The sequence below is a fragment of the Methylotetracoccus oryzae genome, assembly GCF_006175985.1.
In the GTDB taxonomy this organism is placed as follows: Bacteria; Pseudomonadota; Gammaproteobacteria; order Methylococcales; family Methylococcaceae; genus Methylotetracoccus; species Methylotetracoccus oryzae.
The window spans coordinates 25734-46199 of record NZ_SRSH01000007.1 but is presented as its reverse complement, the minus strand read 5'-3'; the positions used below and the strand labels follow the sequence as shown (position 1 = coordinate 46199).

Here is a 20466-nt window from a genome sequence, read left to right as displayed (position 1 = left end):
CGAAGGGGTTGTTCCTGCCACCCCGTCCCGGTCAAGCACCGGGTGGCCTACCACAACGAGTATGATACCACGTTGTTTCGATGTTTTGAATGAAGGCCGAGGTGACCTGCCGCTGCGCCAGCCGGCCGGTGCCGGTCAGTGCCGCCGAGGCTGACGGTATGCAACGTGAGACCCTATTCATCTCCGACCTGCACCTGGCAGCGGTGCGTCCGGAGATCGTTCGGGCTTTTCTGGATTTTCTGGAGTGGCGAGCGCCCCGTGCGGAGGCGCTCTTTATTCTCGGAGATCTGTTCGATGCCTACATCGGCGACGACGATGACCGATTCCCCAACGGTGTGGTTCGTCGTGCGCTCCGAGCCCTGGCTGACCGCGGCACACGCGTCCACTTTCAGCACGGCAACCGCGATTTTCTGCTCGGTCCGCGCTTTGGCGCGGCCGCCGGAATCGAACTGCTGGGCGACTACGCCGTCATCGACCTCTACGGTACGCCGACCCTGCTGACCCACGGTGACCTGCTGTGTACCGACGACGTGCGCTACCAGGCCGCGCGGCAGCGTGTCAGGACCGAGGAGTGGAAGGCCAATGCTCTCGGAAAGCCCTTGTTCGCGCGGCGCCTATACGCGCGCTGGTACCGCTTCCGCAGCAGTCGGCACAAGGGGGCCACGACGGCGGAGATCATGGATGTCAACCCCGGTACCGTGGTCCAGACCCTGCAGAAGTTCGGTGTCGAACGGCTCATTCACGGTCATACGCACCGACCGGCGGTGCATGAGACAACGCTCGGCGAACGGATCGCGCAGCGCATCGTGCTGGCGGAATGGATAACGGGACGGCCCGTTCTGGCGTGGGGCCCCGACGGCTACCATTTCGAGGCGGTTGACGCCGGACCCTGAGCCGTGAGTCGGGAACATGCTGCCGGCGGTCAGGCGCGTTCGACCGGAAAGGCAAGCACGTCTTCGATATGTGAGGCACCCAGGATCCCCATGAGGAGCCGGTCCAGCCCGATAGCGATCCCGGAACAGTCCGGCAAACCCGCCGCCAGCGCCGCCAGCAGGCGCACGTCTTTTTCCGGTTCGTGCAGGCCGAGTGCCCGGCGCGCGGCCATGTCCTCCTCGAAACGGCGCGCCTGTTCGACTGGATCCGCAAGCTCGTGAAAGCCGTTGCCGAGTTCGATGCCGTCGATGAAGACTTCGACGCGCTCGACGATGGCCGGATTGTCCGGATGGTTGCGGGCCAGCGACGGCAGGCATGCCGGAAAATCCGTCACGAACACCAGATCCCAGTCCGCAAGCTTTGGCTGCACGCCCTGGCTGAATAGAAAATCCAGCCAGACGGGACGCGCCTCGGCGCACAGGACCGCGGCCTCGGGATAACCCAGGCGTTCGGCGGCCCGCGCCAGGGCAGGAAAATCAGCGTTGATCGGATCGGTGCCGACCTCTTGTTCGAACAGTGAGCGGTAGTCGCAGCAAAAGGAACGGATGGTTGGGCGCGACGGAGTCAACAGGCCGCGGAGCAGGCTTTCCGTTTCCCGAATCAGTTCGTTCAGGCTGAAGCCTACGCGATACCATTCAAGCAGGGTGAACTCGGGGTTGTGCAACCGACCGCGCTCCTCGTTCCGAAAAGCTTTACAGATCTGGTAGATCGAGCCGAGGCCGCTGGCCAGCAGTCGCTTCATCGCGAATTCGGGGGAGGTCTGCAGGAATAACCGTTGCTGCAAACCTGCTCCACCCCCGGCGGGGCGAAACAGTGTTTCGAAGGGAACCAGGTGCGGTTCGGTCGCGCTGCGGGCCGCCAGCAGCGGGGTTTCGACTTCGAGGACCTCTCGATCGGCAAAGAAGGCGCGGATGGCACGGAGCATGGCCGCGCGTGCCCGCAGCGCGTCGGGCGACGCTGCGGGTGCCCAGTCGCGACTACTTGACACGCGAGACGTATTCGCCGGTGCGGGTGTCGACCTTGATGACTTCGCCGGTCTGGACGAACAGCGGGACGCGCACCACCGCACCGGTTTCGAGCGTCGCCGGCTTGCCGCCGCCGCCCGAGGTGTCGCCGCGGATGCCCGGATCGGTCTCGGTGATCGTCAGTTCGACGAAGTTCGGCGGGCTGACGGCGATCGGCGAGCCGTTGAACAGTGTGACCGTACACATGTCCTGTTCCTTGAGCCACTTCACGGCGTCGCTGACGGCGTTGGCGTCAGCACCATGCTGCTCGAACGTTTCCGGTGCCATGAAGTGCCACTGCTCGCCGTCGCTATAGAGGTACTGCATGTCCGTATCGACCACGTCGGCGCCTTCGAGCGTGTCACCCGACTTGAAGGTTCGCTCGACCACACGGCCCGTTTTCAGGTTGCGCAGCCGGACGCGATTGAAAGCCTGGCCCTTACCCGGCTTGACGAACTCGTTCTCGAGTATCGTGCACGGGTCGCCGTCAAGCATGACCTTGAGTCCGCCCTTGAATTCACTGGTGCTGATAAGAGCCATCTTTTCCTCGTCGTTCGGAGTTTTCGATAAAGCCGGCCATTATAATGCCGGCCTTTCCCCTGACGACAAGCCGATACCCATTCGCAGGTGACTACCTTTCGCTGGCAGGCCGACCTGGCCGAGTGCTTCACCGACCCTGGGGCCTTGCTCGCCCATCTGGGCCTCGAGGATTCAGAGCTCGCCGATGCGACCGCTGCGCAGGCCTTTGGGTTCCGCGTCACCCGCAGCTATGCCGACCGCATGCGCCGCGGCGATCCGCGCGATCCCCTGCTGTTGCAGGTCCTGCCAGCCCGGGAGGAACTGTTCGGCGCCCCCGGGTTCACCGCCGATCCGGTCGGCGATCAGGCTGCTGCGGTAGTGCCCGGCGTGTTGCACAAATACCAAGGCCGGGCCTTGTTGGTGACCACCGGTGCCTGCGCGATCAACTGCCGTTATTGTTTCCGCCGCGGCTTCCCCTACGGCGCATACCAACTCGGCCGGCAAGCGGAATCGGAGGCCTTGGGCTACCTGGCCGCCGATCCATCGATCGGTGAAGTCATCCTGAGCGGCGGCGATCCCTTGGTGCTGTCCGATACCCGGTTGTCCGACCTGGTCGGGCGGCTGGCGGCCATCCCGCATCTCCAGACGTTGCGGGTCCATACGCGCTTGCCGGTCGTGCTGCCGTCACGAGTCACGCACGGCCTGACTGATGCTTTGGCTTCCAGCCGGCTGGTGACGGTGATGGTGATCCACGCGAATCATCCGAACGAGGTGGACGGCGCGGTTCTGGCCGGGCTGCAGCAACTGCGGGACAAAGGCTTCATGCTACTGAATCAGGCCGTATTGCTGCGCGGGATCAACGATGAGGCCGAAGTGCTGGCGTCGCTGAACCGCCGGCTCGCGCTGGCCGGGGTGCTGCCGTATTACCTGCATCAACTGGATCGGGCGTCGGGCACCGCGCATTTCCTCGTGAGCGACCAACGCGCGCGGGCCATCCACGAATCCCTGCGCCGCCGGCTGCCCGGGTATCTGGTGCCGCGGCTGGCCAGGGAGATCGCCGGCGAGCCCTACAAGACGCTGCTGTGATCAGCGGTTAGTGATGCCGTGAGGCACGTGGCCGGTCGCCACGTGGCGGCTTGCGGATTCGCAGTGTCCGCGCTGATCATCGAAGAAGATATCCGCGCCGAAAGCGCGTAGAAACAAACCCTTGTCCATCCCCCCCAGGAATAGGGCCTCGTCGATCCGGATATTCCAGGCGCGCAGGGTACGCACCACCCGCTCGTGAGCTGGCGCCGCTCGGGCGGTGACCAATGCCGTTCGGATCGGCGCCTGATCGGCTTCAAACTGAGTCTGGATATGGTGCAGCGCCGCCAGAAAGTCCTTGAAGGGCCCTCCCGACAAGGGCGTGCGGGCCGCCGCCGCTTCGTTCTCGGTGAAGGCAGCCAGGCCCTGCGCCTGGTAGATCCGTTCAGACTCATCCGAGAACAACACGGCATCCCCGTCGAACGCGATGCGCAACTGGGCCGATGCGCTGCCGAGCGGGCTGGACCCGATGATGGTCGCAGCGGCTAGACCGGCGTCCAGCGCTGCGACGACATCCTCGGCATGCGCCGAAAGAAACAGATGAGCCCCGAACGCCGAGATGTATTGGAAGGGTGTCTGACCGCCCGTGAAGGCTGCCCGGCTGATCGACAGTCCGTGGTGCCGGATCGAGTTGAAGATCCTGAGGCCGGTATCGGCGCTGTTGCGCGACATCAGGATCACCTCGACCAGAGGTGAGGGGCGCTCATTATTGAGCGCCAGCAGCTTGCTGACCAGGGGGAACGCGACGCCCGGCGCCAGGGCCTCGTCTTCGTGCTCGATCTGGTAGCGGCAGTAGGCCTCTTTGCCGCTGGTTTCGAAGACGCGGTGTGACTCGTCCAGGTCGAACAAGGCGCGCGATGAGATTGCGATGACCAACTTGCTGTCATTCGGCATGGTCGCGGGTCTTAACGGTGGCTGTTTCACGATCGGGGGTGGCGGCCGAATTTCCCGGCGCGCAGTGCTTTGGTATCATCGCGCCCTTCTTTATTCTCACAGAGGTCGGGGTACTTGTCAGCGTGGCGCTTCAAGGCGCGACGCGACCCTTCGCCGATGCCGTACCGGCCACGATGGCTGCGGAGTTTGAAGAACCATTCGGCGGCGGCACACCGCGGGTCGCTTAGTCGGTCGACAAAGCTAGACGTTTCGAGGAGGGATCAGATGAGGAGAAAGCATTCGGCCATTTTGCTGATTTTATTCATCATTGGCCTCTATTTCTTCCAGAATAAGGGGGTCATTCCCTTTGTCACCAAAGTGGCTGAGTCGGATATGTTTTTCGAGGACAGTGTCGAGGAGGACGAGGAACTCGGGAACATTCGTAATGCCCGCACCGATTTCGCGTTTACCCACTGCAAGAGCGCGTTCAAGGACGAATTCGAACTGGGGGACGGCGCCGACCTGAATAGCAGTGACTATGAAGCTTGGGCGCTGGGCAACCGGACCTATCTGATTCGATCCACGGTCCGTGCGCCGGACGAGAATCAGAAACTGGTGGAAAAAAAGTACGCCTGCAAGATCCAGTACACAGGCACTGAGGAAGGTAATGCGGCCAGTTGGACGGTCGGCGGTATCGACTTCAACGAGTAGGCGTTTTTCCCTGTTTGCGGCAGCCTCGGAGGCTGGCGCGGCGGGATTGCTCAGCCGGGCGGCCAGTGCAGTCGGCGGCCGCCGAGCACGTGCAGATGCAGATGATAGACTGCCTGCCCGGCGTCTGCGCGACAATTGATGACGGTTCGGTAGCCGCTTTCCGCCAGTCCTGACTGGGCGGCGACCCGCTGCGCCGCGGTCAGCAATTCTGCGGCCAGACCTGGCTGATCGTCCGGGAAATCGTCCAGGGTGGCGATGTGGCGCTTCGGGATGACGAGGATGTGGACCGGCGCCTGCGGATGGATGTCGCGAAACGCGAGTACCTCCGACGTCTCGTAAACAATGTCGGGTGCGATTTCCCCGGCAACCATCTTGCAAAACAAACACTCGGACATCGCTGGATCCTCCGGGGTCACAGTTCCTGCCGGCCCTTGAAGGCGTGGGACAAGGTATTCACGTCAACGTACTCCAATTCGCCCCCGAACGGCACGCCATGGGCGATTCTGCTTGGCCGGACACCGAAATGGCGCGCCATTTCGGCGACATAGTGGGCGGTCGCTTCGCCCTCAACAGTGGCATTCGTCGCAAGTATCACTTCGCGCACCTCCCCCGAGCGGAGTCGGTTCTCCAGGTGATCGAGGCGCAGTTCCTGCGGGCCGATGCCGTCCAGCGGCGACAGCCGTCCATTCAGCACGAAGAACAGGCCTCCGTAGTTCGCTGCATCGTCGATGGCATACACGTCGGCCGGGGTTTCCACCACGCACAGCAGCGTCCGGTCGCGGGTCGGGCTCGCGCAGAGGTCGCACAATGGCGATTCGGTCAGGGTACGGCATTCGCGGCACTGCGAGACCTGGCCCAAGGCATTCTGGAGTGCCGTCGCAAGGCGCGCGGCACCATCCCGCTCCCGCTGCAACAGATGGAACATCATCCGCTGTGCCGACTTCGGCCCCACGCCAGGCAGGCATCGGAGGGCATTGACGAGTTCGACAATAGCGCCGCTTTTTCTCATGCTGGGTCGGGGATCATGCTCGCTGCTGGCTCGGTTCGCGCTGCCCGGCGGCTAGCGGAGGGCGCCACGCAGTGGTGTAACCGGTAGAGTCCGGTCTCGCGGCGCATCAGAAAGGCAGCTTGAAATCGCCCGGCAGATCCAGGCCGAGGCCGCCGGTCAGGCCGGAGAGTTTCTCCTGCTTGAGCTTGTTGACACGGCGGACGGCATCGTTCACTGCCGCGGCGACGAGGTCTTCGAGCATGTCCCGGTCGTTGGCCAGCAAACTGTCATCGATGCTGACCCGCAGGACCTCCTTCTTGCCGTTCATGTTGATCTTGACCAAGCCGCCGCCGGCTTCGCCGTGTACTTCGGTACTGGCCAGTTCTTCCTGGGCCTTCTGAAAGTTTTCCTGCATCTTCTGCGCCTGCTGCATCAAGGCGCCCAAGGGATTCTTCATGGTCGTTTTCCTCAGTTCAGTCCAAGGGACGGATCGAGCCAGAGACGATCTCGGCATCGAACAACTCTTTGAAGGCCTTCACGTTGTCGTCCTGCTCGATCGTCAGTTCAGCGCGGCGCTGCCGCTCCGCGCGCGCGCGCTGCTGCTGGATGGCCGGGGTGTCGTCAACTTCGCCTTCGACACTGATCGTCAGCTTCACCGGGGTGGCCAGATGTTTCCGCAGCGCTGCCTCGATCGTGCTCTCGACCTGGGGTGTTCGGAGATGCGCCTGAGGGCGGCCCAGAATCAGGTGGCAGGCTTCGGGCGTCAGTGTCCGCAGCAGGCAATGGCTGGCCAGCTCGCGCGCCATGCCACCCAGCCCGGTGGCTTCGATCAGTCCCGCCCATTCGCTGTTGGGTGAGCCCGGGGTGGCGCGCACCGGTGAGGCGGGCGGTGCGGCCACTCCCGGCACCGGCCTGACGGAATCGACGACAACGGGGTTCGCGTGGGCGACCGGCGGCTCATGCCTGACGCGCGGAGCGGCACCAGCACTAGGCGTCCGGACTGGCGCCTCGCTTTGCAATGGAGTTCGAACCGAGTTTACGGTGGGGCGGAACGCCAGCATTCGCAGCAGAACCATCTCGAATCCGCTCTGGGGATCCGTGGCCAGCGGCAGGTCGCGTTGTCCGATCAGGGCGATCTGGTAGAACAACTGGAGGTCTTCGGCACTGAGTTGTTCGGCAAGAGCCTTGATGCGTTCTGCGTCCTCGTCACGTTTCAGGATGTCGGGTGCCCACTGCGCGAGTGCGGCATGATGAAGGATCGCCAGAAGATGCTGCAGTACGTCGGTGAAATCAGGTGTGTACTGCGCAATCTCGGCGGTCAGCTGCAGCACGGCCTCAGCGTCCTGCGCAGCGATGGCCGTCAGCAAGCCGAATACGGGTTCTCGGGCAACGGTGCCGAGCATCGAACTCAGCTCGGCTTCCCGCAAGCTGCCGCCGCCGTGCACGATCGCCTGATCCATCAGGCTCAGTGCATCCCGCATGCTGCCGGCGGCGGCTCGCGACAGGGCGCGCAACGCGCTGGCGTCGTGGTCGATGTGCTCCTGTTGCGCGATGTGCTCCAACTGGCCGCGGATCTGCTCGGCGCTGAGATGCTTCAGGTTGAACTGGAGGCACCGCGACAGGACCGTGACCGGGATTCGTTGCGGATCTGTCGTGGCCAGCAGGAATTGCACATGGGGGGGCGGCTCCTCCAGGGTCTTCAACAGGGCGTTGAAGCTATGCGCCGAGAGCATGTGCACTTCGTCGATCAGGTACACCTTGTAGCGGCCGTAGCTCGGGGCGTACTGGACGTTCTCCAGCAGGTCGCGCGTGTCCTCCACCTTGGTGCGCGATGCGGCGTCGACCTCGATCAGATCGACGAAACGGCCGCCGTCGAGTTCCTGACAGGTGGCACAGGATCCGCAGGGGTTATAGCCGTCGCGGGCCTGGCAGTTCAGTGCCTTGGCCAGAATCCGGGCAATCGTGGTCTTGCCGACGCCGCGGGTACCGGCGAACAGGTAGGCGTGATGGGTTCGGTCGAATTGCAGCGCGTGCTTCAGCGCCTTGATGACGTGCTCTTGCCCGACGACTTCGTCGAAGTTTCGCGGACGCCACTTGCGCGCGAGGGCTAGATAAGCCATGGGCGGCGATCCACCAGCGGACGGAGAGAGCGGCGAGAGGGGAGCGTCAGCCACACCTCGGCACACGAGTTCGTTGCTACCGTTGCTCCCTTCCGGGCCTGGCGGGGTTTGCGACGTATCGTTGCGAGGGGACCGACGCAATTCGTTGTCGAGGGCATCCGAATCGAGCGCCCTTGCAAAGGATAGCCATTATGTCGCAGGCCGGAGGCCGTTACAAGAGGGGCGGCAGTCGATGACATGCGCATCGGGTCAGGCGGCGAGTTTGGCAAGCAGTTCTTCGAGGTAGGCGGCCTTTTCCTCCGGGCCTTCGAAGCTCTGATTGAACCGGAGTTTGTCGGGGCCATCGAGTCGGTACTTGCCGGCCGGTTGCTGGATCAAGAGAATGATCTTGACCGGGTCGATGTTCGGATTCGGCGCAAACAGAATGCGACCCCCGGTCGGGCCAACCTCGATCTTCTGTATACCCAGCTCCCGCGCGCGGAGCTTCAATTCGGCGACGCTGAACAGTGTCTTCGCGGCAGGCGGAAGGAGTCCGAAGCGGTCGATCATCTCGATCTGCAGATCGCGCAGTTCTCCGGCGCTGCCGGCGCCTGCGATCCGCTTGTACAACACCAGCCGATTATGTACATCGGGCAGATAGTCGTCCGGGATCAGGGCGGGGCTCTGCAGATCGATCTCGGGACCGGCCTCGTGCGAAAGTTCGAGTTCCGGCTGCTTGCCCGACTTCAACGCGGCCACCGCCCGTTCCAGCAGTTCGGTGTACAGTCCGAAGCCGATTTCCTGAATCTGCCCGCTTTGCTCGTCGCCGAGCAGTTCGCCGGCGCCGCGGATCTCAAGGTCGTGGGTTGACAGTACGAAGCCCGCGCCGAGCTCGCCCGAGGCTTCGATTGCTTCGAGGCGCTTCAGCGCATCTGCGGTGATGGCACTTTTCGGCGGCGTGATCAGATAGGCGTAGGCCCGGTGATGCGAGCGGCCGACGCGGCCGCGCAACTGGTGCAGCTGGGCCAGCCCGAGCAGGTCCGCCCGATCGATGATGATCGTGTTGGCCGAAGGCACGTCGATGCCGCTCTCGATGATGGTCGTGCACATCAGTACGTTGAAGCGCTGGTGATAGAAGTCCAGCATGATCTTTTCGAGTTCCCGCTCCGGCATCTGGCCGTGGGCGATGCGCAGGCGAATGGCCGGGACCAGCGCTTCCAGCCGGGCCGCGGTCTTTTCCATCGTTTCGATCTTGTTGTGCAGGAAGTAGACCTGACCCCCGCGCTTGATCTCGCGCAGGATGGCTTCCTGGACCAGCGCGTCCTCCCATTCGCTGACGAAGGTCTTGATCGCATGCCGGTTCGGCGGCGGGGTCGCGATGATCGAAATGTCCCGAAGTCCCGACAACGCCATGTTTAAAGTGCGCGGGATCGGTGTCGCGGTCAGCGTCAGGAAATCGAGTTCCGTTCGGAGTTTCTTGAAGTGCTCCTTGTGCGCAACCCCGAAACGATGCTCCTCGTCGATGATGGCGAGGCCGAGCTGCTTGAATTCGATGCCCTTCTGCATCAGCTTGTGGGTGCCGATCAGAATGTCCACCTTGCCGTCTTTCACGGCGTCGATCGTCTCCTGCTGCTGCTTGCGCCCGACGAAGCGCGATAGCAATTCGACCCGCACCGGAGTATCGGCAAAGCGGTCGCGGAAATTCTGGAAATGCTGCTGAGCGAGCAGGGTCGTCGGCACCAGCACGGCTGTCTGCAGCCCGTTTTGCGCGGCGACGAAGGCAGCGCGCATCGCGACCTCGGTTTTGCCGAAGCCCACATCTCCGCAGATGACCCGATCCATCGGCTCCGCGGAGCACATGCCGCGCAAGACGTCCTGGATGGCCTGTTCCTGGTCCGGCGTCTCTTCGAACGGAAAGCCCGCGGCGAAGGCTGCGTATTCGTCGGCCGCCAAGGTGCACCCGCGGCCCGCCTTAGCGGCGCGCCGGGCGTAAATGTCCAGCAACTCGGCGGCCACGTCCTTGGCGCGCTCCAGTGCGCGCCGTTTGGCCTTCTGCCACTGGTCGCCGCCCAGCTTGTGGAGCGGTGCGCTTTCGGGTGCGGCGCCGCTATAGCGACCGATCAGGTGCAGCGATGCGACCGGTACGTAGACCTTTTCCTGATTGGCATATTCCAGCGTCAGGAACTCCCCGTCGATGCCGCCGACGGTCAGCCGCTGCAGCCCCTGATAGCGTCCGACACCGTAATCCTGGTGGACCACCGGTCCGCCGATCTCGAGGTCCTCGAGATCGCGCAGCAACTGGTCGAAGGTGCGCTCGCTGCTGCGTCGGCGGCGCCGGCGCTGCTGGGCCCGCTCACCGCTGAGTTGCGTCTCGGTGATGACGGCCAGCCCCTGGCTCCGGCACCACAGCCCGTGCTCGACGGGCGCTATGACGAGACCGAGCGGCGCGTCCGCGGCGTGGAACGCTCCCCAGCCATCGAACAGTCGTGGGCGCAGCGCATACTTCGCAAGCGTTTCCCGCAACGCTTCGCGATGACCGGCCGTTTCCGCAACGAACAGCACACGCCCCGACAGCTGCTGCAGAAAAGCCTTCAAAGCGGCCGCGGCTTCCCCCGACTTGGCATCGAGAGCGACGACCGGCAGCGGGGGCGTATCGAATGCAATCGTGTCACTGGTCGGCGTCGACCCATTCGCGGGATCGATCCCGATTTGCCTGAAGCGCGTAATGCGCGCATCGAGTTCGGCAGCATCGAGAAAGAGCTGCTCAGGCAGCAGCGGAGGGCGGTCCAGATGACCTTCGCGCTGACGGTGGCGTTCAACCGCCTCCTCGTGAAAGGCGGCGGCAGCGCCGGCGACGTCACCATGCAGGACGATTGTGGTGCCTGGCGGCAGGTAATCGAACAGCGTCTCGGTCTGTTCGACGAACAACGGCAGGTAATACTCTATGCCCCCAGGTGCCAGGCCTTTGGTGACATCCTGGTAGATGTCGCTGTGGTGCGCAGCCTCCGGAAAGCGTTCCCGGAACTGGCGTCGGAAGTGCTTGATGGCCGCGTCGTCGAATGGAAACTCCCGCGCCGGAAACAGATTGATCGCCGGCACGCGTTCGATGGATCGCTGAGTCTCCGTATCGAAGGTGCGGATCGATTCCACGGTGTCGTCGAACAGTTCGATCCGATAGGGGTGGTGGCTGCCCATCGGAAACAGGTCGAGGATGGAGCCGCGTACGGCGAAATCGCCGTGCTGGAGCACCTGTGACACGCATTGATAGCCCACACTCTCCAGGCGCTGACGAATCTCCGCCAGATCGATCCGGCTACCGGGCTTGATCGCAAACGTCTTGCCGACGATGTGATTGCGGGGCGCCAGCCGTTGCATCAAGGTGCCGGCGGACGTAATCAGTATTCCCTTGCGATGGTCGCCGAGTTCGGCCAAGGTCTTCAGACGCTGTGACACGATCTCCGGCAGCGGCGAGAACACATCGTAGGGCAGCGTTTCCCAGTCAGGGAACGGCAGGATGGTGCACTTCGGGCCGGCGAAGAAAGCGATCTCGTGCTCGAGCCGAAGCGCAGTCTGCGTGTCGGTCGTCACCAATAAAAGGAGTTCCTCGCTGTGTGCGACGGCCGCGGCGAGGGCCAGCGCGTCTGCGCAGCCGTGCAGGCCGCTCCAGGTCAGCGAGCGCCGCTGTCGGGTGGGCAGGGGAGGGGCCAGTGGCGATGCTGAGGAGGGAGGCGTCGGGTCGTCGGACATGAACACGAACAGGCAGGTTGGGAAGTTCCGGATCGCCGTATCGGGTTGGAGGGCGCGGATGAATCCGCGGCAAGGCACCGACTTCGCGGGTCGCAAGGGATACGGCGCGTGGTTCCTTATTGTGTCAGGCGGGATTGCCAGCGGCAATCACGTACCGTGGCGTAAGCGTTCACACCCATCCTGTCGCGGCAGGGGCCGGGGAGACGAGACACACGGTGAAGACGTCCCTGTCGGCTCGGCTGCGGGGTCCGTCCCGCAGACGGTCCCGTCTCCCCGGTCCCACTCCCGTTACCGCTCCGAGGGGGTGTGAACGGTTACACCTTGACGAGAGTGGGTCACCCCGACAGGCGCACGCTCGGCTTTTCCGGGCGCGCCCGAGCGGCCCGCGTGCGATAAAATACGCGCTGGACGAACCACTGGCCGAGATAATGAACGGAACCCCTGCGCCCAGCCCTTACGCGCTGCTGGGCGGTGAAGCTGTACTGCGTGATGTCGTCGAGCGGTTCTACGGCTACATGGACGCGCTGCCCGCGGCGGCGCCGATTCGGGCGATGCACCCGGCGGACCTCTCCGGATCCAGGGACAAGCTGTTCAAGTTTTTGTCAGGGTGGCTGGGCGGCCCCAATCTCTATATCGAGGAATTCGGCCATCCGCGGTTGCGCATGCGCCATTTCCCGTTTGCGATCGGCCCTGCGGAAGCCGATCAGTGGTTGCAGTGCATGGGCCGGGCGCTGGATGAGACCGATGTCGATCCGGTCCTCAAACAGCGCCTGTTCGAAGCGCTGGCGCGAACCGCTTACCACATGATCAACACCCCCGATGAACCCACGGTCCAAGGGCCCTGAGGCGGATTTCAGACGATGCGCATGACCCCACGGGAATTCCTGGATTGTGAGCGCAAAGCGATCACGCTGCTCGGCATGTCCGGCGTGGGCAAGACCACCCTGGCCGACAAATTGCCCAAAGATCGCTGGTTTCACTACTCAGGCGATTACCGGATCGGCACCAAATATCTGGAAGAGCCAATCCTGGACAACATCAAGCGACGGGCGATGGATGTGCCCTTCCTCCGGGATCTGCTGCTGTCCGACTCGATCTACATTGGCAGCAACATCACCGTCGGGAATCTGGCGCCGATTTCGACGTTTCTCGGCAAACTCGGTAATCCCGCAGCCGGAGGACTGTCGCTGGTTGAATTCAAGCGACGCCAGGCCCTGCACCGTCAGGCCGAGATCATGGCGATGCGGGACGTGCCGGCGTTCCGTGAAAAGGCGCGGGAGATTTATGGCTATCAGCATTTCATCAACGATGCCGGTGGGAGTGTTTGTGAGCTCGACGATCCCGAGACGCTGGCACTGCTGGCCGAGAATACGCTCATCGTGTACCTCCGGACCACCCCTGAACTGGAGCAGGTGCTGATCGAACGCGCCCGCCTGGATCCCAAACCCTTGTACTACCGGCCCGAATTCCTCGACCAGGAACTGCCGGTTTTCGTGGCTGAGCGGGGCTACGGCAGCGTCGACGAGATTCCTCCGGACGAATTCGTGACCTGGGTGTTTCCGCGACTGTTCCACGCCCGACTGCCGCGGTACCAGGCGATCGCCGATCACTACGGCTACACGCTGGATGTGGCCGATGCCGCGCAGGTTCGCGACGAGAGCGATTTTTTGGAACTGGTCGCGGCCGCTCTGGGTCGCTAGTGTGACGGGCCTGAGCCCTTGCGGAGGATCCTGACCCCATGCCATTGGTTGCCCACACCGCGCTGCCTACGTTTCAGCGTCTTATCGACGAGGGACAGCCCGTCCTCTCCGTTGATGTGGCGGAGCATCAGGACATCCGGGAGATGCATATCGGGTTGCTGAACATGATGCCTGATGCCGCGCTGGAAGCGACCGAGCGCCAGTTCTTCCGACTGGTAGGGGCTGCGAACCCGATCGTCCAGTTTCACATGCATCCGTTCACGATCGAGGGACTCCCGCGCGGTGAGGCGGCCCGGGAGCACATCGCGCGGCACTATGAGAGCTTCGAGCAACTCCGCGAAGAAGGACTCGACGGCTTGATCGTCAGCGGCGCCAACGTGTCTCAGCCGAGCTTGCCCGAGGAGACATTCTGGGAGCCGCTGACCGAAGTATTCGACTGGGCGCGGGAGAATGTGACATCGATCCTGTGCTCATGTCTCGCGACGCATGCGCTGTTTCAGTACTGTTACGGAATCCAGCGGACGCATTTGGGCGGGAAGCGCTGGGGCGTCTATTCCCACCGCGTGGTGGAACGCCGCCATCCGTTGGTTTCCAACATCAATACCCGTTTCGACGTGCCACACTCCCGGTTTAACGAGATTTTTCGCGAGGATATGGAAAGTGTCGGCTTAAAGGTTCTGGTCGAGAGCGAGGAAGCGGGAGTTCACCTGGCGGTGAGTCCGGACCTGTTTCGCGTCGTGTTTTTCCAGGGCCACCCGGAGTACGACACGATCAGCCTGCTGAAGGAATACAAGCGTGAGATTGCGCGCTATGTACAGGGCGAACGGGAGGATTATCCGCCGTTTCCCGAGCACTACTTCAATCTCGAGGTCGCCGGGGTTCTGAACGAATACGGCCGGCACTTACGCAGCGCGAAGCGCGCGGGTCGAACGATCCCCGACTTTCCGGAAGCCTATGTCGTGTCCCATCTCGACAACACCTGGCGGGATTCCGCCGGTGCGCTGTTCAATAACTGGCTGGGCCGCATTTACCAGGTGACCGACAAGAACCGCCGCGTTCCCTTCATGCCGAATGTCGATCCGGACAATCCGCTGGGACTGGATCTCTAGTCTCGCGGGATTCCGGCGGTTCCGCTTCGCCGTTTATGCCTCCGGCGGCGGCGGGGCCAGGACTTCGCGGCTGCCGTTCGTTTCAGCGGGACCGACGATGCCGGCGCTCTCCATGTCCTCAACCATTCGCGCGGCCCGGTTGTAGCCGACCTTGAAGCGTCGCTGCACGCTGGAAATCGACGCTTTGCGGCTTTCCGTCACAAAGCGTACTGCTTCGTCGTAAAGCGGGTCCAATTCGTCACCTGACTCGCTCGCGCCGGTCCGGCCACCGCCGAAGTCGGCAGCGTCTTCGCTGAAGCGCGTAATGTCTTCAAGGTATTGCGGCTGCCCCGACGCTTTCAGGAAGTCCACGATCGCGTGCACTTCCTGGTCCGAGACGAAAGCGCCGTGGGCGCGCAGCGGGAATCCCGTGCCTGGCGGCAAATACAGCATGTCGCCGTTGCCTAGCAAGGCCTCGGCGCCACCCTGGTCGATGATGGTCCGGGAGTCGATGCGGGAGGAAACCTGGAAGGACAACCGAGTCGGGATATTGGCCTTGATCAGGCCCGTGATGACATCGACCGACGGTCGCTGCGTCGCGAGGATCAGATGCAGGCCGGCGGCGCGCGCCTTCTGTGCCAGTCGCGCAATCAACTCCTCAACTTTCTTGCCGACGATCATCATCAGGTCGGCCAATTCGTCGATGACGATCACGATCGTCGGCAAGGGTGAAAGTAACGGCGCTTCGGCGTCTTCGTCGAGCCCGGGCTTCCACAGCGGATCGCGCAGACCGGCACCGGCGGCGCTGGCGTCCGCTACCTTCTGGTTAAAGCCCGCCAGATTGCGGACGCCCACCAGAGACATCAGCTTGTAGCGGCGCTCCATTTCGGCCACGCACCATCGCAGGGCGTTGGCCGCTTCCTTCATGTCGGTCACAACCGGCGTCAGCAGGTGCGGAATTCCTTCGTAGATCGACAATTCGAGCATCTTGGGATCGATCATGATCAGGCGCACATCCTCGGGCCGCGCCTTGTACAGGATGCTCAGAATCATCACGTTGATTGCGACCGATTTTCCCGACCCGGTCGTGCCTGCGACGAGCAGGTGCGGCATCTTTCCGAGGTTGGCGACGACCGGCTGTCCGCCGATGTCCTTCCCGAGCACCAGTGTGAGCGGCGAGGCATTATCGCGATACTGTGACGAAGAAATCACCGAGTGCAGCAGCACGATCTCCCGCTCCTGATTCGGTATTTCCAGTCCGACCACCGACTTTCCCGGAATGACCTCGACGACGCGGACGCTGGTGACTGACAGCGCACGCGCCAGATCCTTGGCGAGTCCCGTGATTCGGCTGACCTTGACTCCAGCCGCCGGCTGCAGTTCGAAACGGGTAATCACCGGTCCCGGGTGTACCTCGACGACCTCCGCCTCGACGCCGAAATCGCCCAGGATGGCCTCCAGCTGTCGGGACATCTCGTCCAGTGCCGCCCGGGAATAGCCCTTGACCTGGGGCGCATGGGCATTCAGCAGTTCCAGGGGCGGCAGGGCGCCGGGGCTGGCGGCCGCTGCCGGACGCTGCGGCGGCAAGTGCTTGGGTGGAGCCTGTGGCGCCGGTACCGCCGGCTCCGCTGCCGGGGACTTGCGTACCGGGGCGACCGTGACAGCCGGTGTGATCGGCTTTTTGCCGCGACTGGGCGCGGCAGCCTCTCGCGCTGCGCTCTCGCGTTCGGCCACCGGGTCGTCGGCGGGTGCCGTAGAGGGACGCGCGAGTCCGGCCAAGACGGTGCCGAAACCTTGCCCGATCAACAATGCGGCCTTGCCGATCCGATCGACCAGACCGAGCCATGACAGTCCGGTGAAGAGCGATACGCCGGCCAGGAATGCGGCCGTCAAAAGCACGGTTGCCCCCGTCGTGCCGAACGCAAAAGAGGAGAGATTGACTATTTCGTTACCGACGATGCCGCCATAACCCCCACCGGACTCCGGCAGATCGATTGGCAGTTGTGCGAGGTAAAGGTGGGTCAGGCCTGCACCTGAAATCATCGCCAGCAAAAGGCCGGACCAGCGCAGGAGGCCGTGCAGGGGCTGAAATGCTTCCCGGGCCGGTGCGGCCTTGAACACGGCATAGCCGTTGGCGCCAAGGAGAAAGGGAAAGACGAACGCCATCACTCCGAAGAGCGACAGAAGAATGTCGGACAGCCAGGCGCCTACCGCACCTCCGCCATTGGCGATCGTTTTGCCGATGCCGGTGTGTGTCCAGCCCGGATCTTCGGTGCTGAACGTCAGCAGCGCAATCAACAGGAACAGGCCGAGCGCCGAGTAGGTGAAGAAGCCCGCTTCGCGGATGGCCCTGACCAAACTGGACCCAATGTCCCTTTCGATAACCGGCTTCGGTTCGGGTTGCTTTTTCTGTGGTCGTGCCAAAATCGTCACCGAATCAAACGTGTAGCAAAGCCCCGGTATTGTTTCAGACTTGGCAGTCGAACTTCAAGCGCGGAGTTTACGGACGTTTCGCCCCCGGTCATACTAATCGCCTCAAAATCATGTAATCATCGGGAAAAACGCGCGCGCACATGGCACAAGAGAGACATTCCAAACTGCTGATCCTCGGTTCCGGGCCGGCGGGATACACGGCCGCCGTCTACGCGGCCCGGGCCAACCTCAGTCCCGTGTTGGTGACCGGGATCGAGATGGGCGGGCAACTGACGACGACGACCGATGTCGACAACTGGCCCGGCGACGATGCCGGAGTGCAGGGGCCTGAGTTGATGGAACGCATGCGACGGCACGCCGAACGCTTCAATGCCGACATCGTCTTCGATCACATCCACACGGCGGTACTGTCGGAACGGCCGTTCCGACTGACTGGCGATGCGGCAACCTACACCTGCGATGCGCTGATCGTCGCGACCGGCGCATCGGCTCGCTACCTGGGATTGCCCTCTGAGGAGGCCTACAAGGGACGTGGTGTATCCGCCTGCGCGACCTGCGACGGTTTTTTTTACAAGGGCAAACCGGTCGCGGTGATCGGTGGTGGCAACACCGCAGTTGAAGAAGCGCTTTACCTCTCCAACATCGCCTCCCATGTCACGGTAGTCCACCGTCGTGACCGGTTCCGCTCCGAAAAGATACTCTCGGAAAAGCTACTGGACCGCGCCCGCAACGGGAATGTGTCGATCGAATGGAATCAGGTGCTGCAGGAAGTCCTCGGAGACGACAGCGGCGTTACCGGCATCCGGATACAGAGCGTTGCCGATGATTCAACGAAGGAGTTAGGTGTCGATGGCGTGTTCATTGCCATCGGTCATAAACCGAACACGGATATTTTCGCCGACCAATTGGAAATGCGGTCCGGCTATATCGTCGTCAACAGTGGCTTGAGCGGCAATGCCACGGCAACCAGTGTGCCCGGTGTGTTTGCGGCGGGTGATGTCGCCGATTCCGTTTACCGTCAAGCCGTGACGTCGGCGGGGTCGGGCTGCATGGCAGCGCTCGATGCGGAAAAGTACCTTGACGGCCTGGAGAGTTGATGGCGCGAGGTCCATGGCGTGGACCGAGTGCTTGTTCCGATGCGGGCGAGTGGTCTTTTTCGCGGGCTTTTGCTCTAATTCCAAGCTAGCGGTTTATTGCTGGTGCCGTTGCATAGCGCGCGTAAGATGCGGTCAGTGGCCCGGCGTGACGGGGTGATCGATAGCCCTGTGGCCTGTCTACCGCCATTGCAATGGACGTGATTCGTCTGAGGTCTTCACACGACGCGGCGCGAGGCATGCGCAGCGCGGGCGGCGAGACAGTCCGGCCGCGATCGCCGGCGTCGGGTCGTCAGATGTCACGGCAGGGATCATCGGGGCCGTGCCCACCGTCGCCGTGGACGACCTTTCCGGAGTGGCAGGGGCTTTTCATGGTGAGGGCCGTGGTGGAGGGCGAGTTCCACGGCACAACCTGCCAGCGCGTAAGCGCGATCATGCCACGGTCAAGGACCGGAGTCCTTTGGGGGGAGCTTCGGCCTGGGGCGGGGTATGTGACGAAAGAAGGCGGGCGAGCCCATGGTCGTTCGAGCTGTGCTCAGACGGCATGTTGAGATCGGGATTCCCCCCTGTTGGTTGCCGTCGCTGGCCAAAGCGATGGCGGGGTCTCAGCGAACGGCTCCCAGCCTGATCGGGAGTGGTGCTGATCACAGTAACTGATGCTTCCATTTAGACCTGAATGATGAAGATCGTGCAAACGAGGCCGAGAACCTTGGACGTCGAGGAGGAAAGCCCTTCAACTTACGCGTATCGCGTGTCGGCGCTCGGCAGCATGCGCAGCATGACGAATGTCGACTTCCCGTTAGTGACTCTCGTCAAGCTGCTCTTGTTCCCGACAATGATCGTTGCGACGCTGGCACTTGCGGTCCGCTTGCAGGGCGAGGTGTTTACCAGTTACTACGTGATCCTGGCACTGCTCTCCTTCCTCATTTCAGCCCATGTATTCGAAGAAATAAGCCTTTACCGAGCCCTGCAGCGGTTTCCGGTCTTCGTCGCGCTGAGCAATATCCTTTTGCGATGGGTCATCATTGTCGCGATCATCGTTTTTCTTGGCTATGCAACCGAGCTGCATGGCCATTTTTCGGAGCCAGTGCTGCTCCGTTGGTTCGTCATCACACCGGTGGTACTGCTTGGCGCTCAGGTCGCTGCACGCTCCGCCATTTACCATGTACTGACCGCAACGCAGCAAACCCGTAATGCCGTCATCGTCGGAGCTAATCAGCTCGGGTATGAGCTTTGCCGGAAGATAAACGACGACCGTTTATTACATACACACGTCAAGGGCTTTTTTGACGACCGGCGAATCCAGCGACTGCCTCTCGTGTCCGATGCTCAAAAACTCGGCGAACTCAAGGATTTGCCGGATTACGTCAAAGAGAACGGAATCAATCTGATATACGTGTGTCTGCCGATGGCGTCGCAGCCGCGCATTATCCGCTTGCTGGACGAGCTCAGAGATACTACGGCCTCGATCTATTTCGTTCCGGACATTTTCATGTTCGACCTTATCCAGGCGCGAATCGACCGGATAACAGGAATTCCGGTCGTGGCGATCTGCGAGACGCCTTTTTATGGGTTTCGCGGGCTGGTGAAAAGGGTTAGCGATATTCTGCTGGGAATTTTCATTCTGTTGCTCATATGGCCAGTCATGCTGGCAGTGGGACTGGGGGTCAAGCTGACTTCTCCAGGTCCCATTATCTTCAAACAGCGACGGTATGGTTTGGACGGAGACGAGATCGTCGTCTACAAGTTTCGAACGATGCGGGTATGCGAGGATGGCGATACCGTCGTTCAGGCACGACGTGACGACGATCGAATCACGCCACTGGGACGCATTCTGCGAAAGACATCGCTGGATGAATTACCTCAGTTTCTAAACGTGCTTGAAGGCAAGATGAGCATCGTTGGTCCAAGGCCCCACGCGGTGGCGCACAACGAGATGTACCGAAAGGTCATCAAGGGCTACATGATTCGTCACAAAGTGAAGCCGGGCATCACAGGTTGGGCTCAGGTCAACGGTTTTCGTGGTGAGACGGAAAGCGTCGACAAGATGAAGGCCCGGGTGGAATACGACCTGGACTATTTGCGAAACTGGTCACTGGCTCTGGATCTCTGGATCATTTTCAAAACGGTATTGCTTGTCTTCAGAGACAAGGATGCTTTTTGAGGCGCGGCAGATACGGTAACATTGCGCCGG

Annotated in this window: 17 protein-coding genes and 1 other RNA gene; 8 read left to right on the top strand and 10 right to left on the bottom strand. The window is 62.3% G+C overall.

Translation table 11 applies throughout. The features are described 5' to 3' along the window. Nucleotides 1-89: 89 nt before the first annotated feature. Complete coding sequence (locus tag BWR02_RS08550; protein WP_328591510.1) at nt 90-893, top strand: UDP-2,3-diacylglucosamine diphosphatase; 804 nt, start codon at nt 90-92, stop codon at nt 891-893. A gap of 29 nt (nt 894-922) precedes the next feature. Here the strand turns inward: BWR02_RS08550 and epmA are convergent, their stop codons facing one another. Together epmA and efp are read right to left on the bottom strand one after the other, a co-directional pair. Next, nucleotides 923-1921 carry an EF-P lysine aminoacylase EpmA gene (epmA, locus tag BWR02_RS08545; protein ID WP_139557336.1) on the bottom strand — a complete coding sequence of 333 codons (999 nt, stop codon included), beginning with the start codon at nt 1919-1921 and terminating at the stop codon, nt 923-925. Next, the gene (gene efp, locus BWR02_RS08540) at nt 1911-2477 is read right to left on the bottom strand and encodes an elongation factor P (protein ID WP_139557335.1); all 567 of its coding nucleotides are present in this window, start codon (nt 2475-2477) and stop codon (nt 1911-1913) included. The genes epmA and efp overlap by 11 nt, the downstream gene beginning before the upstream one ends. An 87-nt stretch (nt 2478-2564) precedes the next feature. On the opposite strand from efp, the gene epmB reads away from it, so the two are divergent. Further along, nucleotides 2565-3542, top strand: a complete 978-nt coding sequence (gene epmB / locus BWR02_RS08535) for an EF-P beta-lysylation protein EpmB (protein ID WP_139557334.1) — start codon at nt 2565-2567, stop codon at nt 3540-3542. On the opposite strand, the gene BWR02_RS08530 is transcribed toward epmB, so the two are convergent. Further along, on the bottom strand, nt 3543-4433 hold the full coding sequence (locus BWR02_RS08530; protein ID WP_139557333.1) for a 5'-nucleotidase: 891 nt from the start codon (nt 4431-4433) through the stop codon (nt 3543-3545). Nucleotides 4434-4697: 264 nt separating this feature from the next. Between BWR02_RS08530 and BWR02_RS08525 the strand changes: the two genes are divergently transcribed. Beyond that, nucleotides 4698-5123: a hypothetical protein gene (locus BWR02_RS08525; RefSeq protein ID WP_139557332.1), complete on the top strand. Its 426-nt coding sequence runs from the start codon at nt 4698-4700 to the stop codon at nt 5121-5123. A gap of 50 nt (nt 5124-5173) precedes the next feature. Here the strand turns inward: BWR02_RS08525 and BWR02_RS08520 are convergent, their stop codons facing one another. The 6 genes from BWR02_RS08520 to mfd form a co-directional block, all read right to left on the bottom strand. Next, a complete protein-coding gene (locus tag BWR02_RS08520) occupies nt 5174-5518 on the bottom strand; it encodes a histidine triad nucleotide-binding protein (RefSeq protein ID WP_139557331.1) in 345 nt (114 codons plus the stop codon). A gap of 17 nt (nt 5519-5535) precedes the next feature. Beyond that, nucleotides 5536-6132 carry a recombination mediator RecR gene (recR, locus tag BWR02_RS08515; RefSeq protein ID WP_139557330.1) on the bottom strand — a complete coding sequence of 199 codons (597 nt, stop codon included), beginning with the start codon at nt 6130-6132 and terminating at the stop codon, nt 5536-5538. Nucleotides 6133-6238: 106 nt separating this feature from the next. Next, a complete protein-coding gene (locus tag BWR02_RS08510; RefSeq protein WP_139557329.1) occupies nt 6239-6568 on the bottom strand; it encodes a YbaB/EbfC family nucleoid-associated protein in 330 nt (109 codons plus the stop codon). A gap of 16 nt (nt 6569-6584) precedes the next feature. Continuing rightward, nucleotides 6585-8231 carry a DNA polymerase III subunit gamma/tau gene (dnaX, locus tag BWR02_RS08505; protein WP_139557328.1) on the bottom strand — a complete coding sequence of 549 codons (1647 nt, stop codon included), beginning with the start codon at nt 8229-8231 and terminating at the stop codon, nt 6585-6587. Nucleotides 8232-8272: 41 nt separating this feature from the next. Further along, nucleotides 8273-8369, bottom strand: an RNA gene (gene ffs, locus BWR02_RS08500) — signal recognition particle sRNA small type. Nucleotides 8370-8480: 111 nt separating this feature from the next. Next, nucleotides 8481-11957 (bottom strand): transcription-repair coupling factor, encoded by a 3477-nt coding sequence (gene mfd, locus BWR02_RS08495; RefSeq protein WP_139557468.1) that lies wholly within the window; start codon nt 11955-11957, stop codon nt 8481-8483. A gap of 428 nt (nt 11958-12385) precedes the next feature. Here mfd and BWR02_RS08490 point away from each other — a divergent pair, with 428 nt between their 5' ends. From BWR02_RS08490 to metA, 3 genes are read left to right on the top strand one after another with little or no spacing between them, the layout of a single operon-like run. Continuing rightward, the gene (locus tag BWR02_RS08490) at nt 12386-12802 is read left to right on the top strand and encodes a group II truncated hemoglobin (protein WP_129883649.1); all 417 of its coding nucleotides are present in this window, start codon (nt 12386-12388) and stop codon (nt 12800-12802) included. 15 nt (nt 12803-12817) lie between these two features. After that, on the top strand, nt 12818-13657 hold the full coding sequence (locus BWR02_RS08485) for an ATPase (protein WP_139557327.1): 840 nt from the start codon (nt 12818-12820) through the stop codon (nt 13655-13657). A gap of 38 nt (nt 13658-13695) precedes the next feature. Further along, nucleotides 13696-14766: a homoserine O-succinyltransferase MetA gene (metA, locus tag BWR02_RS08480; RefSeq protein ID WP_139557326.1), complete on the top strand. Its 1071-nt coding sequence runs from the start codon at nt 13696-13698 to the stop codon at nt 14764-14766. Nucleotides 14767-14799: 33 nt separating this feature from the next. Here the strand turns inward: metA and BWR02_RS08475 are convergent, their stop codons facing one another. Continuing rightward, nucleotides 14800-17169 (bottom strand): DNA translocase FtsK, encoded by a 2370-nt coding sequence (locus BWR02_RS08475; RefSeq protein WP_407941055.1) that lies wholly within the window; start codon nt 17167-17169, stop codon nt 14800-14802. A 149-nt stretch (nt 17170-17318) separates the two neighbouring features. On the opposite strand from BWR02_RS08475, the gene trxB reads away from it, so the two are divergent. Beyond that, nucleotides 17319-18275 (top strand): thioredoxin-disulfide reductase, encoded by a 957-nt coding sequence (gene trxB, locus BWR02_RS08470; RefSeq protein ID WP_139557324.1) that lies wholly within the window; start codon nt 17319-17321, stop codon nt 18273-18275. A 676-nt stretch (nt 18276-18951) separates the two neighbouring features. Then, nucleotides 18952-20436, top strand: coding sequence for an undecaprenyl-phosphate glucose phosphotransferase (locus tag BWR02_RS08465; protein WP_236102050.1), 1485 nt, complete (start codon nt 18952-18954; stop codon nt 20434-20436). Nucleotides 20437-20466: the final 30 nt, after the last annotated feature.

Coding starts and splice junctions, on each gene's coding strand:
- efp (WP_139557335.1), bottom strand. CDS start 2,477: ATGGCTCTTATCAGCACCAGTGAATTCAAGGGCGGACTCAAGGTCATG.
- trxB (WP_139557324.1), top strand. CDS start 17,319: ATGGCACAAGAGAGACATTCCAAACTGCTGATCCTCGGTTCCGGGCCG.
- recR (WP_139557330.1), bottom strand. CDS start 6,132: ATGAGAAAAAGCGGCGCTATTGTCGAACTCGTCAATGCCCTCCGATGC.
- BWR02_RS08490 (WP_129883649.1), top strand. CDS start 12,386: ATGAACGGAACCCCTGCGCCCAGCCCTTACGCGCTGCTGGGCGGTGAA.
- BWR02_RS08465 (WP_236102050.1), top strand. CDS start 18,952: ATGAAGATCGTGCAAACGAGGCCGAGAACCTTGGACGTCGAGGAGGAA.
- BWR02_RS08525 (WP_139557332.1), top strand. CDS start 4,698: ATGAGGAGAAAGCATTCGGCCATTTTGCTGATTTTATTCATCATTGGC.
- metA (WP_139557326.1), top strand. CDS start 13,696: ATGCCATTGGTTGCCCACACCGCGCTGCCTACGTTTCAGCGTCTTATC.
- BWR02_RS08550 (WP_328591510.1), top strand. CDS start 90: ATGAAGGCCGAGGTGACCTGCCGCTGCGCCAGCCGGCCGGTGCCGGTC.
- BWR02_RS08510 (WP_139557329.1), bottom strand. CDS start 6,568: ATGAAGAATCCCTTGGGCGCCTTGATGCAGCAGGCGCAGAAGATGCAG.
- BWR02_RS08485 (WP_139557327.1), top strand. CDS start 12,818: ATGCGCATGACCCCACGGGAATTCCTGGATTGTGAGCGCAAAGCGATC.
- BWR02_RS08530 (WP_139557333.1), bottom strand. CDS start 4,433: ATGCCGAATGACAGCAAGTTGGTCATCGCAATCTCATCGCGCGCCTTG.
- BWR02_RS08520 (WP_139557331.1), bottom strand. CDS start 5,518: ATGTCCGAGTGTTTGTTTTGCAAGATGGTTGCCGGGGAAATCGCACCC.
- mfd (WP_139557468.1), bottom strand. CDS start 11,957: ATGTCCGACGACCCGACGCCTCCCTCCTCAGCATCGCCACTGGCCCCT.
- dnaX (WP_139557328.1), bottom strand. CDS start 8,231: ATGGCTTATCTAGCCCTCGCGCGCAAGTGGCGTCCGCGAAACTTCGAC.